Annotated in this window: 13 protein-coding genes; 6 read left to right on the top strand and 7 right to left on the bottom strand. The window is 50.9% G+C overall.

The annotated features are described in order from the left end of the window. Positions 1 to 342: 342 nt before the first annotated feature. Positions 343 to 3,975 (top strand): tetratricopeptide repeat protein, encoded by a 3,633-nt coding sequence (locus AC1S52_RS15265; protein ID WP_482029882.1) that lies wholly within the window; start codon positions 343 to 345, stop codon positions 3,973 to 3,975. Between the two features lie 20 nt (positions 3,976 to 3,995). Here AC1S52_RS15265 and AC1S52_RS15260 read toward each other — a convergent pair whose 3' ends face one another. The 5 genes from AC1S52_RS15260 to AC1S52_RS15240 form a co-directional block, all read right to left on the bottom strand. After that, on the bottom strand, positions 3,996 to 4,226 hold the full coding sequence (locus tag AC1S52_RS15260) for a hypothetical protein (protein ID WP_482029881.1): 231 nt from the start codon (positions 4,224 to 4,226) through the stop codon (positions 3,996 to 3,998). Between the two features lie 104 nt (positions 4,227 to 4,330). Beyond that, positions 4,331 to 4,678 (bottom strand): hypothetical protein, encoded by a 348-nt coding sequence (locus tag AC1S52_RS15255; protein ID WP_482029880.1) that lies wholly within the window; start codon positions 4,676 to 4,678, stop codon positions 4,331 to 4,333. Between the two features lie 443 nt (positions 4,679 to 5,121). After that, complete coding sequence (gene pckA / locus AC1S52_RS15250) at positions 5,122 to 6,936, bottom strand: phosphoenolpyruvate carboxykinase (ATP) (protein ID WP_482029879.1); 1,815 nt, start codon at positions 6,934 to 6,936, stop codon at positions 5,122 to 5,124. Between the two features lie 602 nt (positions 6,937 to 7,538). Next, entirely contained in the window at positions 7,539 to 7,913 is a 375-nt protein-coding gene (locus tag AC1S52_RS15245; RefSeq protein WP_482029878.1) for a DUF7980 family protein, read from the bottom strand. A gap of 301 nt (positions 7,914 to 8,214) precedes the next feature. Beyond that, positions 8,215 to 10,671, bottom strand: coding sequence for a tetratricopeptide repeat protein (locus AC1S52_RS15240; protein ID WP_482029877.1), 2,457 nt, complete (start codon positions 10,669 to 10,671; stop codon positions 8,215 to 8,217). 320 nt (positions 10,672 to 10,991) lie between these two features. Between AC1S52_RS15240 and AC1S52_RS15235 the strand changes: the two genes are divergently transcribed. The 3 genes from AC1S52_RS15235 (at position 10,992) to AC1S52_RS15225 (ending at position 13,888) form a co-directional block, all read left to right on the top strand. Continuing rightward, a complete protein-coding gene (locus tag AC1S52_RS15235) occupies positions 10,992 to 12,368 on the top strand; it encodes an LCP family protein (protein WP_482029876.1) in 1,377 nt (458 codons plus the stop codon). Between the two features lie 16 nt (positions 12,369 to 12,384). Next, positions 12,385 to 12,921: a pentapeptide repeat-containing protein gene (locus tag AC1S52_RS15230; protein WP_482029875.1), complete on the top strand. Its 537-nt coding sequence runs from the start codon at positions 12,385 to 12,387 to the stop codon at positions 12,919 to 12,921. A gap of 526 nt (positions 12,922 to 13,447) precedes the next feature. Then, a complete protein-coding gene (locus AC1S52_RS15225) occupies positions 13,448 to 13,888 on the top strand; it encodes a DUF3800 domain-containing protein (protein WP_482029874.1) in 441 nt (146 codons plus the stop codon). A gap of 33 nt (positions 13,889 to 13,921) precedes the next feature. Here AC1S52_RS15225 and AC1S52_RS15220 read toward each other — a convergent pair whose 3' ends face one another. Continuing rightward, a complete protein-coding gene (locus tag AC1S52_RS15220) occupies positions 13,922 to 14,926 on the bottom strand; it encodes a beta-ketoacyl-ACP synthase III (protein WP_482029873.1) in 1,005 nt (334 codons plus the stop codon). A 38-nt stretch (positions 14,927 to 14,964) separates the two neighbouring features. Continuing rightward, positions 14,965 to 16,014 carry a phosphate acyltransferase PlsX gene (plsX, locus tag AC1S52_RS15215; RefSeq protein ID WP_482029872.1) on the bottom strand — a complete coding sequence of 350 codons (1,050 nt, stop codon included), beginning with the start codon at positions 16,012 to 16,014 and terminating at the stop codon, positions 14,965 to 14,967. A 134-nt stretch (positions 16,015 to 16,148) separates the two neighbouring features. Between plsX and AC1S52_RS15210 the strand changes: the two genes are divergently transcribed. Together AC1S52_RS15210 and AC1S52_RS15205 are read left to right on the top strand one after the other, a co-directional pair. Further along, entirely contained in the window at positions 16,149 to 17,942 is a 1,794-nt protein-coding gene (locus AC1S52_RS15210) for a phospholipase D-like domain-containing protein (RefSeq protein ID WP_482029871.1), read from the top strand. A 100-nt stretch (positions 17,943 to 18,042) separates the two neighbouring features. Then, complete coding sequence (locus AC1S52_RS15205) at positions 18,043 to 18,660, top strand: DUF4129 domain-containing protein (RefSeq protein WP_482029870.1); 618 nt, start codon at positions 18,043 to 18,045, stop codon at positions 18,658 to 18,660. The last annotated feature ends 63 nt before the right edge of the window (positions 18,661 to 18,723 follow it).

Raw genomic sequence — 18,723 nt, 5'->3', positions numbered from 1 at the left:
TCCCCTTGTTAAGGATGGGTGGCGAAGGCTGCTCATCCTTTTTTTTAAGGAGGTTTAAGTTGAGAGTTTTAATACCAATTTGAATTGCAACCACACAGATCCCGGTACAGGCTTGGCAGTGCCAAGTCCCTCCTGAACTTTGATGTGCCCACAAATCCGTTTAAATCGGTATAAGTTTAGAGTTTTGAAGTTTACGGATAGTGGATGAAGGCTATACAGCTTTGTTCATAAGGGGAGACTAAGGGCTACAGTTTCCTGACACCTGACATCTGACACCTATTCAAGCTGGAATCATTTCTGGGCAATCTGTAATTACTAGTCGTTCCACCCATGACTTCACCCATGACTATTCAGAAGAGTGTCTTGAGCGTCAACTGTTGCCTGGTGTCTTCGGTTCTAGCGATCGCTGCCCTTGCTGGTTTAACGCCTGCCACCGGCAACTTTGTTCTTTCTCCAGCAGCGGCACAAACAACAACCGAGCGCAAAACAGAGGCGGAAGCTCTCTTACGGCAAGGGGTGGAACAGTTTGATCAGGGGCAGTACGAAGCGGCAGCGAAGCTGTATCAGCAGGCATTGGTGATTTATCGCGAGATGGGGAATAGGCGGGGAGAAGGCGGGGCATTGATGGAGCTGGGACTGACCTATGCCACCCTGGGGGACTACGATCGCGCGGGTTCCCTCTATGAGCAAAGCCTGACCATTGCCCGCGAGGTGAAGGATCGCCATCTAGAAGCTGTCACCCTCAATAGCATGGGTTTTGTTTATGCCGACCGGGGCAATTATCCACAAGCGCTTGAGCAGTATCAACAAAGTTTAGCGATCGCCCGCGAACTGAAAGACCGCTTGCTGGAGGGGCGCGTTTTAGGCAATTTAGGAAACGCCCACAGCAGTTTGGAAAATTATGCCAGGGCAATTGAAATTTATCAGCAGCGATTGGCGATCGCCCGCGAACTCAACGATCGCCGGGGACTGAGTACGGCTCTGGGTAATTTAGGAATTGTCTACAAGTCATTGGGAGAATTTACCAAAGCGCTAGATCACTATCAACAAAGTCTGGCGATCGCCCGTGAACTTAAGGATCGGTATGGGGAAGGCACTGTAGTGGGAAATTTAGGCAGTGTTGCCTTTGCCCAGGGTGAGTATCCGCAGGCAATTGAGTACTATCAGCGAAGTTTCCAGATTGCTCAAGAAACAAAATTTCTCTATGGTCAGGGAATCGCATTGGAGCATTTAGGCAATGTCTATCAGGCGCAAAAAGATAGCGCTAAAGCACTCGCCTATTTTGAGCAAAGTGCTGAGATTGCCCGACAGATAAAAAATTACGGCATGGTCAGGCGGTTACTCAAGTCCATCGCTACGATTTTTCAAGCTCAGGGTAACGTCACCAGAGCATTGGAGTTTTATCAGGAAAACCTGGCGCTGGCTCAACAGGTGAAAGACCGGGCTGGAGAGGCATCTTCCCTGGAAGATTTAGCCACTTTTTTCTATTTTAGGAGTGATTATCCCCAGTCAATTCAATGGGCACAACAGAGCTTGGCCATCGCCCGTGACTTGAACAACCCAAAGCTTGAAAGCTCCGTGCTGCGGACGGTCGGTACCACCTACTTTGCTCAGGCAGACTATCCGGCGGCGATCGTCCACCTGCAACAAAGCTTGAAGATTGCCAGAGCAACCCAAAACCGCCTCCTGGAGGGGGGAACACTCAACAATTTGAGTCTGGTCTATCGCACGATGGGGGAATATGACCGCGCCCTGGAGGCGGCTGAACAAAGCTTAGCGATCGCCCGTACTCTCAAAAGCCGTTATCTGGAACAGACCTCATTAAGCAATCTCGGTTCTGTCCTGACCTTTCTAGGGGCTTATGGTCAGGCAATTGAAGTCTATCAGCAGAGTTTAGTCCTTGCCCGTCAGGTGGGCGATCGGCTGGGGGAACACAACACGCTGGGTAATCTAGGCGTGGCTTATCTATCACTGAATAACCCTATAAAAGGGTTGCAATATACCCAGGAGAAGCTGAAAATTACCCGCCAAATTTCTGATCGCTCTGGGGAGGGAAGTGCCCTGAGCAATCTGGGTATCGCCTACGATGACCTGGGAGACTACGCTAAAGCGGTTGAGTACTATCAGCAGTCATTGGCGATCGCTAAAACAATTGGCAACCGACAGGGAGAAGGCATTGCCCTGGGTAATCTGGGCTTGCTCTATGAAACACTGGGCGATGCAACCAGGGCAATTGATTATCAGCAAAAGCGGTTGACCCTGACCCGTACCATTAAAGACCGGCAGGGTGAAGCACAGGCATTGATTAATCTGGGGAAGGTTTACACCGCTCAAAGTCAGGTTGCTGAAGCAATAGAGTTCTACCAACAGGGGTTGGAGATTGTCAGAACAATGGGTGCCCGCCGAGAAGAAGGAATTGTCCTTAGCAATCTGGGCGGTGTTTTCCTGGATGCGGGTGATCTGGTTGTGGCTGAAAAGTATTTACGCCAGAGCATTGAAGTCTGGGAATCTCTGCGGGCAGGCTTGGGCAGCGATGATGCCAGCAAAGTTTCTATTTTTGAATTTCAGGCTCACACCTACCGCCTGTTGCAAAAAGTTCTGGTTGACCGCAACCAACCCCATGCCGCCCTGGAAATCGCTGAACGAGGACGGACTCGCGCCTTTGTCGAATTACTAGCAACCCGGCTGGCTGACCAGCGCAAAAATTTAAGGGGAGGCGAAAAACCGCAAACTCGATCCTCCGGTAGAGATGGGAATCAGCCAGTTGGCGCGAATTTGAAATCGCCTACGTTTGAGCAAATCCAGCGCATTGCGCAGCAACAAAATGCCACTCTGGTCGAGTACTCCATCCTCTATGGTGAGGTAAAAGTGAATGGGCGCGAGGTGACTCAAGAATCTCAGCTTTTGATTTGGGTCATTCAACCCACAGGAACGATTACACTGCGTCAGGTTGATCTGCACCTTTTACAGGAGCAAAACACTTCTCTCAGCAGCCTGGTGAACCGTAGCCGCAGCCAGATCGGGGCAGGTGGGCGCGGCATCGGTGTCATAAACAGCAAACTGGAACCTGCCAGTCTTACCAATCAACCTTTGCAGCAACTCCACCAACTGCTGATTCAGCCGATCGCAGATCTGCTGCCCACAGACCCCAATGCCCGTATCATTTTCATTCCCCAGGATGCGTTGTTTCTAGTCCCCTTTCCCGCCCTGCAAGCTCCAGCGGGACCCTACTTAATTGAACAACACACCCTCTCCATCGCACCCTCCATCCAAATCTTAGACCTGACCCGCCGGATCAAAGCTGAAAAACAGCCCCCATTCCCCACCCCCTCTGCTCTCATTGTCGGCAATCCCACCATGCCCAAAGTGGTCTTAGCAGCCGGAGAACCCGCGCAACAGCTTGCGGAATTACCGGGGGCAGAGCAAGAAGCAACGGCGATCGCTACCTTGCTCAATACCCAACCGCTGATCGGGAATCAGGCAACCAAATCCGTAGTGATGCAGCAGATGGAAAATGCCCAGATTATTCACCTGGCAACCCACGGGTTACTGGATGACTTCAAAGGGCTAGGAGTACCGGGGGCGATCGCATTAGCTCCTTCCCCCAGAAATGCTGCCCTGGCTCCCTCTGGTCAAGACAACGGACTACTGACTGCCAGTGAGATTTTAGACTTAAAGCTAAATGCAGAATTAGTTGTCCTGAGTGCCTGTGATACCGGACGGGGTTCGATCACAGGTGATGGAGTCATTGGCTTATCTCGCTCCCTATTGACTGCCGGAGCTTCCAGTGTAATTGTCTCCCTCTGGGCAGTGCCCGATACGCCCACAGCTTCACTAATGACCACCTTTTACCAGCATCTCCACCATCGTGGCTGGGACAAAGCCCAGGCACTGCGACAGGCAATGCTAACGACCTTAAAGCAATATCCCAATCCCCGCGATTGGGCTGCCTTTACCTTGATTGGAGAACCCTAAGGGTGAAGCTACACCCTTTCTCAGTGCCCTGAAAGATTGGCTGTCACAATCTGACTGCCCGAAGTGTCTACACCTGTCTCAGCACCAAGCTGCAATGCACTGCCAGCATCTTCATCAGGCTTTTCAATCACATCGCTTTCGTAGCTAGACTCATCCTCATGGATTGGGTCGTTTTCGGCGGCTTGTTTGAGTTCAACCGGGTTCGGCGTATTGAATAAAAGCTTTTGTTGCTCGTTGTGGTCAGTCACCATAATTGCACCTGGTAAGCATTAACATTTACTTTCCAGTGTTCAACGCTATCCCTAATCCCGCGTCTTTCTCAAGAAATAATCTGAGCAGGACTTCAGCCTAAATGCTAGGCGCGATCGCGCTCCAGATCTCGGATGACTTTCTCGTAGACCCAGATAGACGAGCGATGTGGATTTTGGGCTTTAGTTTGCTCCACCAAACGGACAGCCAGGTCTTCATTGCCATTGACCAACTCCAGCAATCGGCGATGTAAGCCAAGCACCTCCCAACCAGGACTGGTGGACTGCTGAGTTTGCTGGACAACCTGTTCTCCTCGCTCAATGCACTCATCCAGGATTTGTTCAACCTGGGCTTTGAGATCGGATAGGCTGTCATCCAGCTTTTCAAATTTTTCTGCGGTATATGCCGCTAGACCGACACCGAAGTAAACTGCCTTCTGGAAAACGTCACTCAAACTATCCATCTGCGTTGTAATTCTCTTTACAAAGATGAGATTTGTTCCATCTGTTAAACCTCACCAACTTAGAAACCCGTAGTTTTTCCTGGGAAAAATCTCCAGTTCTCAACTTGGATGCAGGTTTATTCCGTGATTACAACATAAACTCGCAGGGGTTCGCCTGAAAAAGTGTAAATATTCAAATAAATCGCCACTTTAATTAAGAAATTGATAAGTTATTGCAAATCTTAGATGGGCGTAATTAATAACGGGATGGGCAACTAATTTACCCTCATTCCCACCCTTCTCCCCAAGGAGAAGGGCTTTCAGACATTTCCTGTTCCCTCTCCCATCGGGAGATGGCTAGGGTGTAGCTTGCGTCCCAAAGGGTGGGCAGTTTTTGCAGGCATTTTAGCAAAGTTGCAGATCGCATCATTAGGAGACCGTTATAGCGATTAGGTTCATTCAACCATTGGACCCGCTTCCACAATTGCCTGGGGTGCCTCTGCAAACTGCTTGAAGTTCTCTGCAAATTGCTTTGCCAATCCCCGCGCCTGTTGGTCGTAAGCAACCGGGTCATGCCAGGTCAGTTTGGGGTCTAAAATTTCGGAGGGCACACCAGGAACTGATTCAGGTACGAGAATTCTGAAGATGGGATGGGGTTTGTAGTTGACCGACTCCAATGTCCGATTCAGGGCAGCAGAGACCATTGTACGGGTGTGTTGAATCGAGACTCGTTTGCCAACCCCGTAACCTCCCCCTGACCAGCCGGTATTCACTAAGTAGACTTGGGTATCCGGGTGTTGCAGCAGGCGATCGCCCAACATCTCTGCATAGACCATAGGTGACAGCGGGAAAAAGACCTGCCCAAAGCAGGCAGAAAACGTGCTTTGGGGTGTGGTAATCCCTCGCTCTGTTCCTGCCAGTTTACTGGTGTAACCTGACAGAAAGTGATACATTGCCTGTTCACGAGTTAACCGGGCAATCGGAGGTAACACCCCAAAGGCATCGGCAGTCAGAAACAGAATCGTTTGGGGATGATTCCCCAGTCCAGAGGCAACGCTATTGGGAATGAACTCTAAAGGATAGGCAGCGCGGGTGTTTTCGGTGAGGCGATCGCTGTCATAGTTCAGCTTGCGGGTCACTGGATCCAGGTCCACATTTTCAAGTAATGCCCCAAACCGAATGGCTGACCAGATCTGCGGCTCATTTTCCTGGGACAGGCGAATAGTTTTCGCATAGCATCCCCCTTCAAAATTAAAGATGCCATCCTGCGACCAGCCATGCTCATCGTCTCCAATCAAGCTCCGCTCTGGGTCGGCTGACAGTGTAGTTTTACCCGTTCCTGAAAGCCCAAAGAGCAGAGCAGTGTGACCATCGGCAGCTATATTAGCGGCTCCATGCATGGGCAGCACATCGCGTTTGGTCATGACATAGTTCAGTAACGAGAATACCGACTTCTTCATCTCTCCGGCGTAGTAGGTGCCGCCAATCAGCACGATTTTGCGAGTCAGGTGCAACACAATGAAGGCTTCGCTATTTAAGCCATTGGTTCCCGATTCCCCCCGCAGTCCGGGTAATGCAATTACGGTGAAATCGGCATGGTGGTTGCCTAACTCTTCAGAGGTGGGGCGGCGGAAAAGCTGATGCACAAATAAGTTTTGCCATGCAAATTCATTAATTACCCGCACCCCAAAGCGATAGGTCGGATCAGCCCCAACATAGCCATCGAAGACATAAAGGTCACGCTGCTGTCCATATTCCAGTGCTTGCTGATGCAGCCATTCAAAAGTTGCTTCGGAAAGGGGACGGTTAATTTCATTCCAATCAATCTCATGACGAGTTTCTGGCTCATCTACAATGAATCGGTCTTTGGGGGAGCGCCCGGTATATTTTCCCGTCTCGACACAGAGCGCACCATTTTCTGCTAAATGCCCTTCACCCCGTATTACCGCATGTTCTACCAGTTCAGGAACAGAAAGATTGTGGTAAACCTGATGCAGATTTTTTGCTGCCAGAACTAGCAAATTATCAACGGTTTCTATCGGTGTTTGTTTAGATTCTTGTAAATCATTTTGCTCAGAGAATCTAGCTAGATCTTCTTTAACTGGGTGCAGATTCCATGTGGGGTTAGTCTGAAGAAGATGATCATCGGATGTAACTAATTCTTGATTATCTGGTGTGACTACTTCACACCGATTTAAGCGGGAGCAAATGAGCCACGAAATAACTTGACGCTGGTAATCTTGATTCTCTAAGTTGCTCTGGACTTCCATACTAAAGCCTCCCATGATCAAATTGTGATGATTTTCCCCTTATCGAACAGCCTGATTAGCGCTTAAAAGCAACTCCACGCAAATACTGAACCCCGCAAATACTGAATCCTTCAAGAAGGGGTTATTAAAAGTTAAAAAGAGTGGACAAGAGGCTATCTTTTGAATCAAGATTTGCTTCAACGAAGTTTCTGATTAGAACCTCTTCTGCAAGAAATGGCAGAATTAAGAGGTCGTGACTTCTCCTCACTTCCCCTGCGCTCCTCACTCTCCCTAAACCTGAAGTTTTTGGTGCTGAGTAATCACTTCAAGTGGGAGCATTATATTTGTAATATGTCTGATCCCAGCTTAAATAGCAAGTTAATAATTATGTGTTGATTGACAAGAGTTTCCAGCACCAATCGTGGACATATTCGGCACTTCAACCCCACCTATGACATAAGTTTATCTATACTAAATCGTCAATGCCCATACTTTCGTGAGAATATTCAACTAGATAAATAAAGTGTGAATTAAGTTCTGTAAAAGTAGCAAATTTTTTAGTGCTGTAACGAAAGCTGGTTCAGCTTGTCTGCAACGCTTGCCTCACTTGTTTAGGAGAGAACTCAAGGCTGTAAATTCATCACAAAATCAGGTACAGCCAGAACATGAAAGTAAACCAGCATCGAAACAAGAATGGTGTAAAGGGTAGAGCCACCAAGCCCAATGAGTAAATCTCGTTTGAGGTTCCGTTTCTCTTCCGTTAAGAACATATCCATTGCGCCAAACTGCATCATCAGAATGCCGAAGACATTTGAAAGCCAGTAACCAGCGATCGTCCCAGGCAAAAACCAGTCTGAGTGAAACCAAGCCACCGCATAGCCAAATACCAAGGCGATCGGTAGATTAAAGAACAGATCGTTCCACCAGGAAAGGGGAGACAGCATATAGCCAATTCCCACCATTGCCCCGCCCCGTAGTTTCTTAAACAGATTCAGCATTTCGATTGCCAGATGATTACGCCAATTAAGAGCCTGTTTGACACCTAAACCAAATCCACGTTGAGAACCGTAGTTCTAAGCCCTCACCCCCAGCCCCTCGCCCAGGGGGCGAGGGGAGCCGGAAGAACCCTTCAAAGTCCCTCTCTGGAGTTATGGGTCACCTGCTTGACAAAATCCCATGACAGGGATTTAGGGTGAGGGCTAACCTGGCAATCTCCAGGTTTCAAGTTGTATGGGGTTTATTAGCAGTTTAGCCGTTATTGACTTTGCGATTCTTTAACGACCTTTAAGATCGTTGTGACTAACGGTAGTGCTGAATAGCATCACCCCGATTTGACACCATGACTTGATTCAATTCATTCTCGTCCAGTGTCTTGTGCAGTTTTTTGAGTGTACGGACGGTCTGCTCATAGTTAGTGGTATCACCCTGGTCTGAGAATAACCTGGCTGCTTGCCGCAGATCATGAGTAGCATCCAATCGGTGCCCAATTTTGATGCAGGCAAGCCCCCGGTAAAAATAGGCGTTGGCATCCTGGGGATTGAGGCGGATGACTTCGGTATAGTCCTGAATTGCGCCCAATTTGTTTTGCATCCGGGTCCGGGCAAGCCCCCGGTAGAGGTAGGCGATGGAGTAGTCAGGGTTGACTTGAATCGCATCCGTGTAGTCGGCGATCGCCCCCAGTTTGTCCCCCATTTCTGAGCGGATAAACCCCCGGTTGCAGTAGGCGATATAGTTTTGGGGATTGTAGTGGATGGCTAAGGCAACATCTTCCAGTGCCCCCTGGCGATCGCCCCCGTCATAGCGAGCCAAGCCCCGGTTGTTGCAAGCAATATCGTGATTGGGCTGAATCCGCAAGACTTCTGTGTAGTCAGCAATTGCCCCCTGGCGATCGCCCAGGTCATAGCGGGTCGATGCCCGATTGAAGTAAGCCGCGGTATCGGTTTTGTCTAACACGGGGTCGTCAAATCGATCCACCAAGCCCTGAATTACTTCATGGTCGGTCGTTCGCAGACCCACAGCAGCTTGGGGAAACACAACGCTGGCAGTCGGAAGAGACTGGGCACCCAGGATGGCAAAACTGCGATCGCAGACCAAAAAGTTTTCACTGGTTCCCAGAACCTTGAACCGAAACTGGTCTGGGTACTGCCGTTTTAGCTGGGTCAACTGATTCAGGGTGTCATAGAGGAACCCTTTTTCAGATGGATTGATGCTGCGACGGCGATCGATGGAGCGGGGGAAATGCTGGTTGGCAATATCACCCAGATGTCCCCATCCAATATCCAGACAGCCTTTGCGATCTAGAAATGCCTTAAACTTCTGAATCACCGTGTTGTTTAACGTTTCTGGGGTTGGGAAAGGATAGACCACAATCAGCCTTGCCTGAGCAGTCTCCAGGGACTCTTCCAGCAGCTTGCGACTGAAACCCTGGGCAGCATCACCGCCTTTGACATCAAACACTAGCTCGTAGGGGCGGGCAGGGGGATGGGACTGTAACTGCTGGCTCACCTCTTCCAACTGGCTTTGAACGGCAGCTTCCACTTGAGATTGCACATCCACAGTGCTGTTCTCTACCCATTCAACCCGCGCTGCCAGATATTTCACCTCATTTTGTAAAGCGCTGGTATCCAACACCTGGGGCAGACGGTTGACCCAGTCGCGCAGGGTTTTCTGCTGGCGATCGATACTGTGGGTAAACTGTTGTACAGCCGTTAGCTGCTGCTGGAGCGGTCCCAATTGGGTAGACACCACTCCTTGCACTTCGGTTTGCAGGGTTGACAGGTCGGCACTGGTTGGAAGCTGATTGAGCCGTTGTTCCAGTCCGGCAACCGTGGTTCTCAAGGTTTCTAACAGAGAAGCCTGAGAGTGCGCTTGATGGTCTAACAGCGGCGCAGTCGCCTGTCCGGACTGGATTTTGGTGGTCACTGTATCAAGCTGCTTCTTCAAAATGGCGGTGGCAATTTTGAGCGGGGTGACGATTTGTTCAATCGATTCACTTTGTTGAGCAAGCTTTTCGACCTGGGTGTTGAGGCGTGCCAGTTCACGCCGAGACACCATATCGCCCATCATTTTGACCAGAGAATCGACATCTTGCTTGAGCGAACTGGGGTCAAAGGGGGTAGGCAGCTTGTTCAGACGGCGATTGAGATGGTCAATCTGTTCCTGCATCGCCCGGTTACTGTTCAGCTTTTGTTCGTCGCTCAGGTTTTGCAGATTAACTCGCAGTTGGGACAATTCTGATTTAATCAGGGCGATCGCGTCTTCCAAGCCCTCCACCCGGTTGGTCGCACTCATTCGATGGAGTTGAGTGGTAATACCGCTGAGGGTATCTGCCACACTGGTATATTGTTCCTGCAACTGGCGCATTTCCTGCCGGACTGAACGCCATTCGGGTTTGGCAATTTCGCGCTTAATTAGATTAATCTCCTGGGTTAGCTTCTCCAGGTTTTCCTCACTCTTACTCAGCACCGATTTTCTTAAGCTGGCAAGGTCAAGAAAGTTGGGTAATACCTGAACTTGCTGTTGCAACGCCGCAATGTCGGTTGATAGTTTCTGGTCAATCTGCGACGCAGCAACGGCAGCCCCCTCTTTCACCGAGGCATCCCCTCGCCGTCGGTTAATTAGGTTCAGTAAAAGCAACGCTGACATTGGCGCGGCTGTCAAGAGTAACGGTTGCACAGCTACCGCTGCGGCGACCGAACCAACGCCTGTTCCAACTAATAGTAGATACTCCGTGATGTTTAACCAGTTACGTTTCACAGATGCCTCAGACCGCTGATGGTTTAAAAAGACTGGAAGACTGGACACGAGCCATGCGGGGGGTTCTTTTTCTCTTTCTTCATCCCCTTGCAGAGAGAATCAGGAAATCTATCGTCTGGGGATTGGGGTTCTGATAAGAACTTTATATAGTTGCGAATAATAGGAATGTAACCGGAAATGTTAGGTTAACCGGGGGCGATTCCGTCCACTATAAGCAGGGTAATCTCCGTCATCACGTTATAATCTTCGGATGTTTAAGCTACGTAAACCGGGTAAACGGGCGGTAGTTTGCAAAACGCAGTCAAGAGGTATCTGAGGCAGTGACACAAATCGAGAGCCGCACCAAAACTCCACCATCCACCGTTCCCGGTCCACCCAATCGTCCACCTAATGCCGCACCGTCGCTTGCTCCCCCTACAAAGCAGCGATCGCTGGCAGACTGGGTATTTCGCGGCTTGATGGTGGCAGTCGCAGCCACCGCTTCGGCAACCCTCGGTCTGGCAGTTGCCATGCTCACGCCTCTCCCCACGGGGCTTGCTTCCAGCGAAAAAGATGGGTATTCCCTGGATGATCTCTGGCAAAATGGGTTTCAGTACAAAGTTTCCCGTCCAGTCAATGTCCTGGTGATGGGAATTGACCGGGTGCTCGATATGCCCAAAGGCACTGAAACTATTTTTGATGGGCGCAGTGACACGATGATGCTGGTTCGGGTTGACCCGGCAGAAGATGCGGTTATGCTACTTTCCATTCCCAGGGATACTCAGGTTGAAATTCCCGGTATAGGCATGACTAAGGTCAACGATGCCAACGTGCGGGGTGGTCCGAAGCTGGCAGCAACCACGGTGAGTAGTACCCTAAATGGGGTGCAAATTGACCGTTATGTCCGGGTCAGCACCGATGCCTTTCGGGAAATAGTGGATCTCTTGGGAGGCGTTGAGGTCTTCGTGCCCAGAGATATGTTCTACGAAGACCAGACTCAGAAGCTAAGAATTGATCTGAAGCAGGGGCAACAAACTCTCAACGGTGACCAGGCTGAACAGTTTGCCCGTTTCCGCTACGATGATTTGGGTGATATTGGACGGGTACAGCGGCAGCAAGTTCTACTAAAGGCACTCCTGAAACGGCTGACCAACCCAATGGTGATTCCTCGCTTACCTTCCCTGGTTTCCGGGATGCAGAAGTACATCGACACCAATTTGACGCTGGAAGAAATGCTGGCGTTGGCAGGTGCGGGACGCAAGTTGAGCCAGGGCAATTTTAAGATGGTGATGCTGCCAGGACGCTTTAGCACTCCAAGTGAGTTTATTGCCAGCTATTGGATCATGGATCCAGCAGGGCGCGATCGCGTTATGCAACAATACTTCAAGGTTGATCCGGTGGGTACCTTTCAGGAACCTCGCCCAGCCAGCGCCCTGCGAATTGCGATCCAAAATGCCTCTACCAATCCAGATGCGGCACACGAGATGCGGCAGCATTTAACCAAGCTTGGTTTCTATAATGTCTATATCGCCCCCGACTGGGCAAATCATCAGCATCAGACCCAAATCGTGGTGCAGCAGGGCGATTTGAGCGGTGCCGAGGAGTTGAAAAACCTGCTTGGTACGGGCATGGTTGAAGCCAACTCAACCGGGGATTTGGAATCTGATCTGACTGTTCGGGTGGGGGATGACTGGACAGCCGCCTGGGAGCGGGAATGAGAAGGACAGTTTCCCAATGCCTTTGCCCCAAATTTTGCCCAAGAATTTGAAACCAATCATTTTGAGAGTGCTGGTGGTGACTCTCGCGATCGCCCTCGCCTGTTTGTGGGTGTTACTCAGCGCTAAACCAGCGTTTGCCCAGGAAAAAACGATCAATTATAACAACACCACCCTGCTTGGACGGGATTTCTCTAATTCCGATTTGGAAGGAGGAGTGTTTGTTGCAGCCGAGATGCGGGATGCCAACTTTAGTGGAGCGAACCTGAAAAACGCCATTTTGACGAAGGGCAATCTGTTGGGAGCCAATTTGACCGGGGCAAACCTGGAAGGCGCTCTGGTCGATCGCGTCACCCTCTACAAGGCAAACTTGACCAACGCCATTCTAGTCGAAGCAACCCTGACCCGCAGCATCTTGGACGAATCTGTCATCACAGGAGCCGATTTCACCGATGCCCTGATTGACCGCTACGATGTCTCCCAGCTTTGCCAGCGGGCAGAAGGAATCAATCCGGTTACAGGAGTTGCTACCCGCGATAGTTTAGGCTGTCGCTAAGGTACAGTGTGACGGGCATCGAGGGCTTCGAGTTGAGCATTTAAGTTACCTGGGAAGACCAAAGTTACCTGTTGAAAGGTTTTGGACGGGATCTATCCCTATGTGCTATGAGCTGAGCGCGGTTGAGAGAGCTGCATTTGCGGTTCGTTGAGGTAAAACTCACTCGGCTGCCGTTTTTTTAACATATGCACCTTCTATATCTTGACGACGCTGGCTCCGCTGCAAATAGTAATGAAGAGTACTTTGTCTTAGCGGGTGTTTCTGTTTTTGAAGCCCAACAAACTGGTTTACTCAAGAGCTAGACAGGCTTGCCCAAAGTATTGATCCGGCAAATCCAAGCCAAGTAGAATTTCACGCTTCAGAAATATTCTCTCGACGAACCGCTCCTTGGAATTCAATGTCCCGTGAAGATGCTCAAGGGGTTATCAAGGCAGTTTTATAGGTTCTAGCAAGAAGCTATGATAGTGCGCGTGTATTTGCCTGTGCAGTTCATAAAGCTTCGTATCCTGGTCGTGATCCTGTTGAGTTGGCGTTTGAGGATCTCTGTAGTCGATTTAATCTTTACTTATCTCGTCTCAGGGCTTCAGGAGATCGTCAGCAAGGTCTGCTAATCCTTGATAAGAGTACCTATGAAACAACGTTACAAAGACTAGCAAGGGATTTTCAAACCATTGGAACTCAGTGGGGTGTGATTCGCAACCTCGCTGATACTCCTTTTTTTGTAGATTCTCATGCATCAAGGCTAGTTCAACTAGCCGATCACGTTGCGTACTCCATCTTTAGGCGTTACAACGCACGAGACACGCAGTATTTTGATATTTTTGCTTCCAAGTTCGATTCAGCAGATGGAGTCGTACATGGATTAGCTCATAAACAGATGATTGATCAAAACTGTATGTGCCCTGCCTGTCTCAGTCGGCGCGTATCTCAATCTTTGCGAGGTGTGATTGGTGAGGGCGACGTCTAAAACTTCTTCCCCGTGCCCTGCACCCAATTCTTACTACTTTCCCCACTCAAACACAACTGCGCCCCAGGTCAACCCGGCTCCAAAACCGGAAGCCACAATGGTATCGCCAGGTTTAACGGTGCCCTGGCGTACTTCCTCATCCAGTGCCAGGGGAATGGAAGCCGCTGAAGTATTGCCGTACTTCGCCAGATTACTGATCACCTTTTCAGACGGAATTTTTAAGCGGGCAGCCACCGCATCCAGAATCCGCTGGTTTGCCTGGTGCAGCAGCAACCAGTCTATATTTTCAACCGACAGATTTGCCCGGAATAGAGCCTTCTCAATCACTTCGGGTACCTGACGCACGGCAAAGCGGTAAACTTCCTGCCCATTCATGGTGACCGGATGAAACGTACCCTGCCCGATCGTAGTGTCCTCCAACAACTCCTTGGGTTGGGGTTGGTATGCCAGGTTGAGGCAACTATTCTGCGTTCCATCGCTGCGGAGTTCAAACCCTAGCAGCCGATCGCGATCGCTTGCCTGAAGCACCACTGCCCCGGCACCATCCCCAAACAGCACACAGGTCCGGCGATCGGACCAGTCCACCCAGCGGGAAAGGACATCTGCTCCAATCAGTAAGACATTCCGGTAAGTACCAGCCCGGATAAATTGCGCCGCCGTCACCAGCCCAAACACAAAACCAGAACAAGCAGCCGTCAGGTCAAAGGCAACTGCTTGGGTCGCTCCCAATCGTGCCTGAACCAGGCAAGCGGTACCAAACAGGTCGTCGGGGGTAGAGGTTGCCAGCAAAATCAGGTCCAAGTCTGTCGGTTCCAGACCCGCCATGGCGATCGCCCTCTTACCTGCCTCTGCCGCCAGCAACGCCAGTGACTCCGAAGGAACCGCCAACCGCCGCTGGCGAATGCCCGTGCGCGACGCAATCCATTCATCCGAGGTCTCAACAACCCGACTCAATCCATCATTCGCCAGGGAGGTCGCCGGTGTGGCAGAACCCGATCCTGTAATTGCGATGCCCGTCCCTATCTGTTTCAAAGCCATTCTCCATCGGTCACTGGGATTTCCAGAAAGTTAGGCGATCAGCCATCTGCCTGATGGCTACCCACCACTGACTGTCGATCATCCCCTCGGTAGCGAGACTGAATCCGCTCCAACACTTTATTATCAAACGCTTCTCTGGCAAGCCGCGCCGCATTGAAAATACTGGGAGCCTGGGAACTGCCGTGGCTAATAATGCAAACCCCCGCCACCCCCAGCAGCAATCCGCCCCCATGTTCGGCATGATCCATCCGCTGCTTAATCCGTCTCAGGTTTGGCTTCAGGAGAGAAACGCCCACCTTGCCGTGCAAACCCTGGGGCAGTTCCTCCCGCAAAATTTGCAGCGCCACCTCGCCCACTGCCTCCGCAAACTTCAATAGCACGTTACCGACAAACCCATCACAGACAATCACATCAAAGTTGCCGGACAACACATCCCGCCCCTCAGCATTGCCAATGAACGGAATCTGGGCATTTTTCTGCAAAAGCTGATGGGTGCGCAGTGCCAGTTCATTTCCCTTACAGTCTTCCTCACCAATATTCAGAAGCCCCACTTTAGGGTCAGACACCCCCAGCACATACTGGGAATACATGGTGCCCAGAAAGGCAAATTGCTCTAAGAACTTGGGGCGACAGTCTACATTTGCGCCCACATCCAAAATGATGACTGGTTTACCGGCAACCAGAGTAGGTAGCACGGCTCCGATCGCCGGACGGTCAATCCCCGGCAACCGACCGAGACGCAGCAGTGCCGCTGCCATCGCCGCCCCCGAATGACCGGCAGAGACAACCGCATCGGCTTCCTTCTTCTTGACCAAATCCATCGCTACATTGATCGATGCCTTTGGTTTACGTCTGAGCGCACTTAACGGCTCTTCACTCATTTCAATCGCCCCCTCAGAAGGCACAATTTTGAGGGAAGACAGATTGACAGCCGACTTTACCGAATTCTTTATCTGGTCTGGCTCACCGACCAGCAACACCTCAACACCCAATTCTTCCTGTGCCCTGAGTGCTCCAACCACAATTTCAGCCGGGGCATTATCCCCGCCCATTGCATCGATCGCAATCCTTGCCCGCGTTGATCCCATTGGTCAAAGTTATAGAAACCTTACAGATTCTATCAGTTTTACCCGCAAGTTATCGTTTGATGAAGCCAGCAAAACCTGGAAAACCCTGTTTGACTATTCGTTTCATCCGTCTCAGAACCATCATCTAAAAACTGATGCAAAAAAGGAGTGCGCGAGAAACCAGTCCAAACGGGGCATTATTCATTCAGCAGAGTTCTCCCCACCCACTTTCTACCGTGCATCTATCATTTAACCGCTTCAGTCGCTATGTGGCGCTTTTGCTGGCACTGGCATTACCCGCCTGTCAGGAAGGACAAACTCAGCCCATTCGCCCAGACCCCCTACCCCAGGATGAGCAGATTCAGGTCTACACGAACCACAACCTTGCTACCAGCTACACCGATCCTTACCGTAACCAGACCCGCGACGGCGACGATCTGGAGCAAGTGATTGTAGAAACCATCTCCGCTGCTCAAACCAGCATCGATGTGGCAGTCCAGGAGCTTCGCCTGCCCCGCATTGCAGAGGCACTGATCGAACGACACCGGGCAGGGGTCAAGGTGCGAGTCGTTTTAGAAAACACCTACTCCCGCCCCTTCAGCAGTTTTACCCCAGAAGAAATTGCCAAACTGCCAACCCGCGAGAAAAGCCGCCACGAAGAATCCAAACTATTGATTGACCTGGACGGGGATGGTCAACTGAGCCAGGAAGAAATTAACCAACGGGATGCCCTGGTCATGCTGGATCGGGCTGGCGTTCCCCGGATTGATGATACTGCCGATGGTTCAGCCGGTAGTAACCTGATGCACCACAAATTCGTCGTGGCTGACAGCCGGATGGTGATTGTCACCTCCGCAAATTTCACAACCAGTGATGTGCATGGAGACTTCAAAACTTCTGCCAGTCGGGGCAATGCCAATAATCTGCTGAAATTGGACAGTCCGGAACTGGCAGCCCTGTTCACGCAGGAGTTTAACATCCTCTGGGGAGATGGACCAGGCGGCAAACCAGACAGCAAATTTGGAGTGAAGAAACCCTTTCGTCCGGCACGGCAGGTGACGATCGGTGCTACCCAGGTTGAGGTGCAATTTTCGCCTTCCTCCCGCACCATTCCCTGGAACAACAGCACCAACGGCATGATTGGCAAGGCACTCAGTACAGCGACCCAGTCGATTGAGATGGCTCTATTCGTCTTCTCAGACCAAACCCTGGTTAACCTACTGGAGCCTGTGCAGCAGAAGGGGGTTGAAATTCGAGCACTGATTGAGCCGGGTTTTGCTTACCGTCCCTATAGCGAAGCCCTCGATATGCTAGGCGTCGCGATCGCTGATGAGAACTGCAAATACGAACCTGGCAACCGCCCCTGGCAGCACCCGATTACAACCGCTGGTGTGCCCCGCATGCCGCCCGGAGACTTGTTGCACAACAAATTTGGCGTTGTCGATCAGCAAACCGTGATCACGGGTTCCCACAACTGGACCGATGCCGCCAACCTGGGCAACGATGAAACCGTCCTGGTGATTAAAAATCCAATGGTTGCCGCCCACTACCTGCGAGAGTTCGATCGCCTCTACACCAACGCGATTCTAGGCGTTCCCCCAGCCATTCGCAAAAAAGCAGAGGTACACCGTCAGCAGTGCCCCCTACCCCAGGCGGTTGCCCCCCGTGCGGCTCTCCCCATTACGCCAGATAACGACAAAAGCCTGACACCGACGAGAGCAGCAAAAAAATCTACCCCGTCTCCATCCCAGCCAGCAGAGCAGCGAATTAACTTGAATACTGCCACCCAGTCCCAACTGGAATCCCTGCCGGGGGTAGGCCCCGCCCTGGCAAAGCGAATCATTGCCGCCCGCCAGCAAAAGCCCTTCCGCTCCCTAGAGGATCTTGATCAGGTTTCCGGAGTTGGACCCAAACTACTGGATAAGCTCAAAGACCAGGTGACCTGGTAAAGGAAGGCTAAGTAACGGCTACACCCTCCTTTTCCACGTAACACCTAACACCTAAATACCTGCTATATAATGCCTGCAATGAGAGGATCCCAACAACCTGATGTCAGCGCCCGCTTTTGAGACAAGCAACTTTGAGACAAGCAACTTAGACTGGCAGATACAGCAAACCTGGAAACGATTGAATGAATGGCTGGAACTGCAACTGTCTGGGTTTAGCGATCGCCTGGATGTACCTGATTGGTCTCCGGCAGCGTGGTTTTTAGAACTGGCGTTCTGGCTGATCGTGGGTTTGCTCGTCGCCTGGTTGGGTTGGCAGCTCCTTTATCGTTTTTATCCTTCGCTGGTAAGGTGGAATGCGCAAGTCCAGCGATCGCTGAATCAGCCCAGTCCTTCAAGAAACTTCGACAAAACCGTCCAGGACTGGCTACGGCGGGCGCAGGAGTGGCAACAGCAGGGCAACTATCGGGAAGCCTGTCGATCGCTTTATATGGCAATGATCCAGCAATTGAACGATACCCACCAGGTTCCCCATGCAGCCAGCCGCACCGATGGAGAATATTTACAACTGGTGCGGCAGCTACCCGATGCCGGTTCCTATCAAATGCTGATTCAGGTTCATGAGCAGATTTGCTTTGGAGAGGGAGCAATCACATCTGAGGTCTTTCAACGTTGTCAGCAGTCATTTCGCAAGATTGAAGGAAACGGAAGGCAGGAGTAGAGAGTGAAAAAGAGAAAGAGGCAAAATCCAAAACCTAAAATCTAAAATCCAAAATCAAATTGG

The sequence above is a fragment of the Kovacikia sp. CALU 1929 genome, from assembly GCF_056784235.1.
The sequence above is the reverse complement of the archived record's forward strand: the minus strand, read 5'-3'. Positions and strand labels throughout refer to the sequence as shown.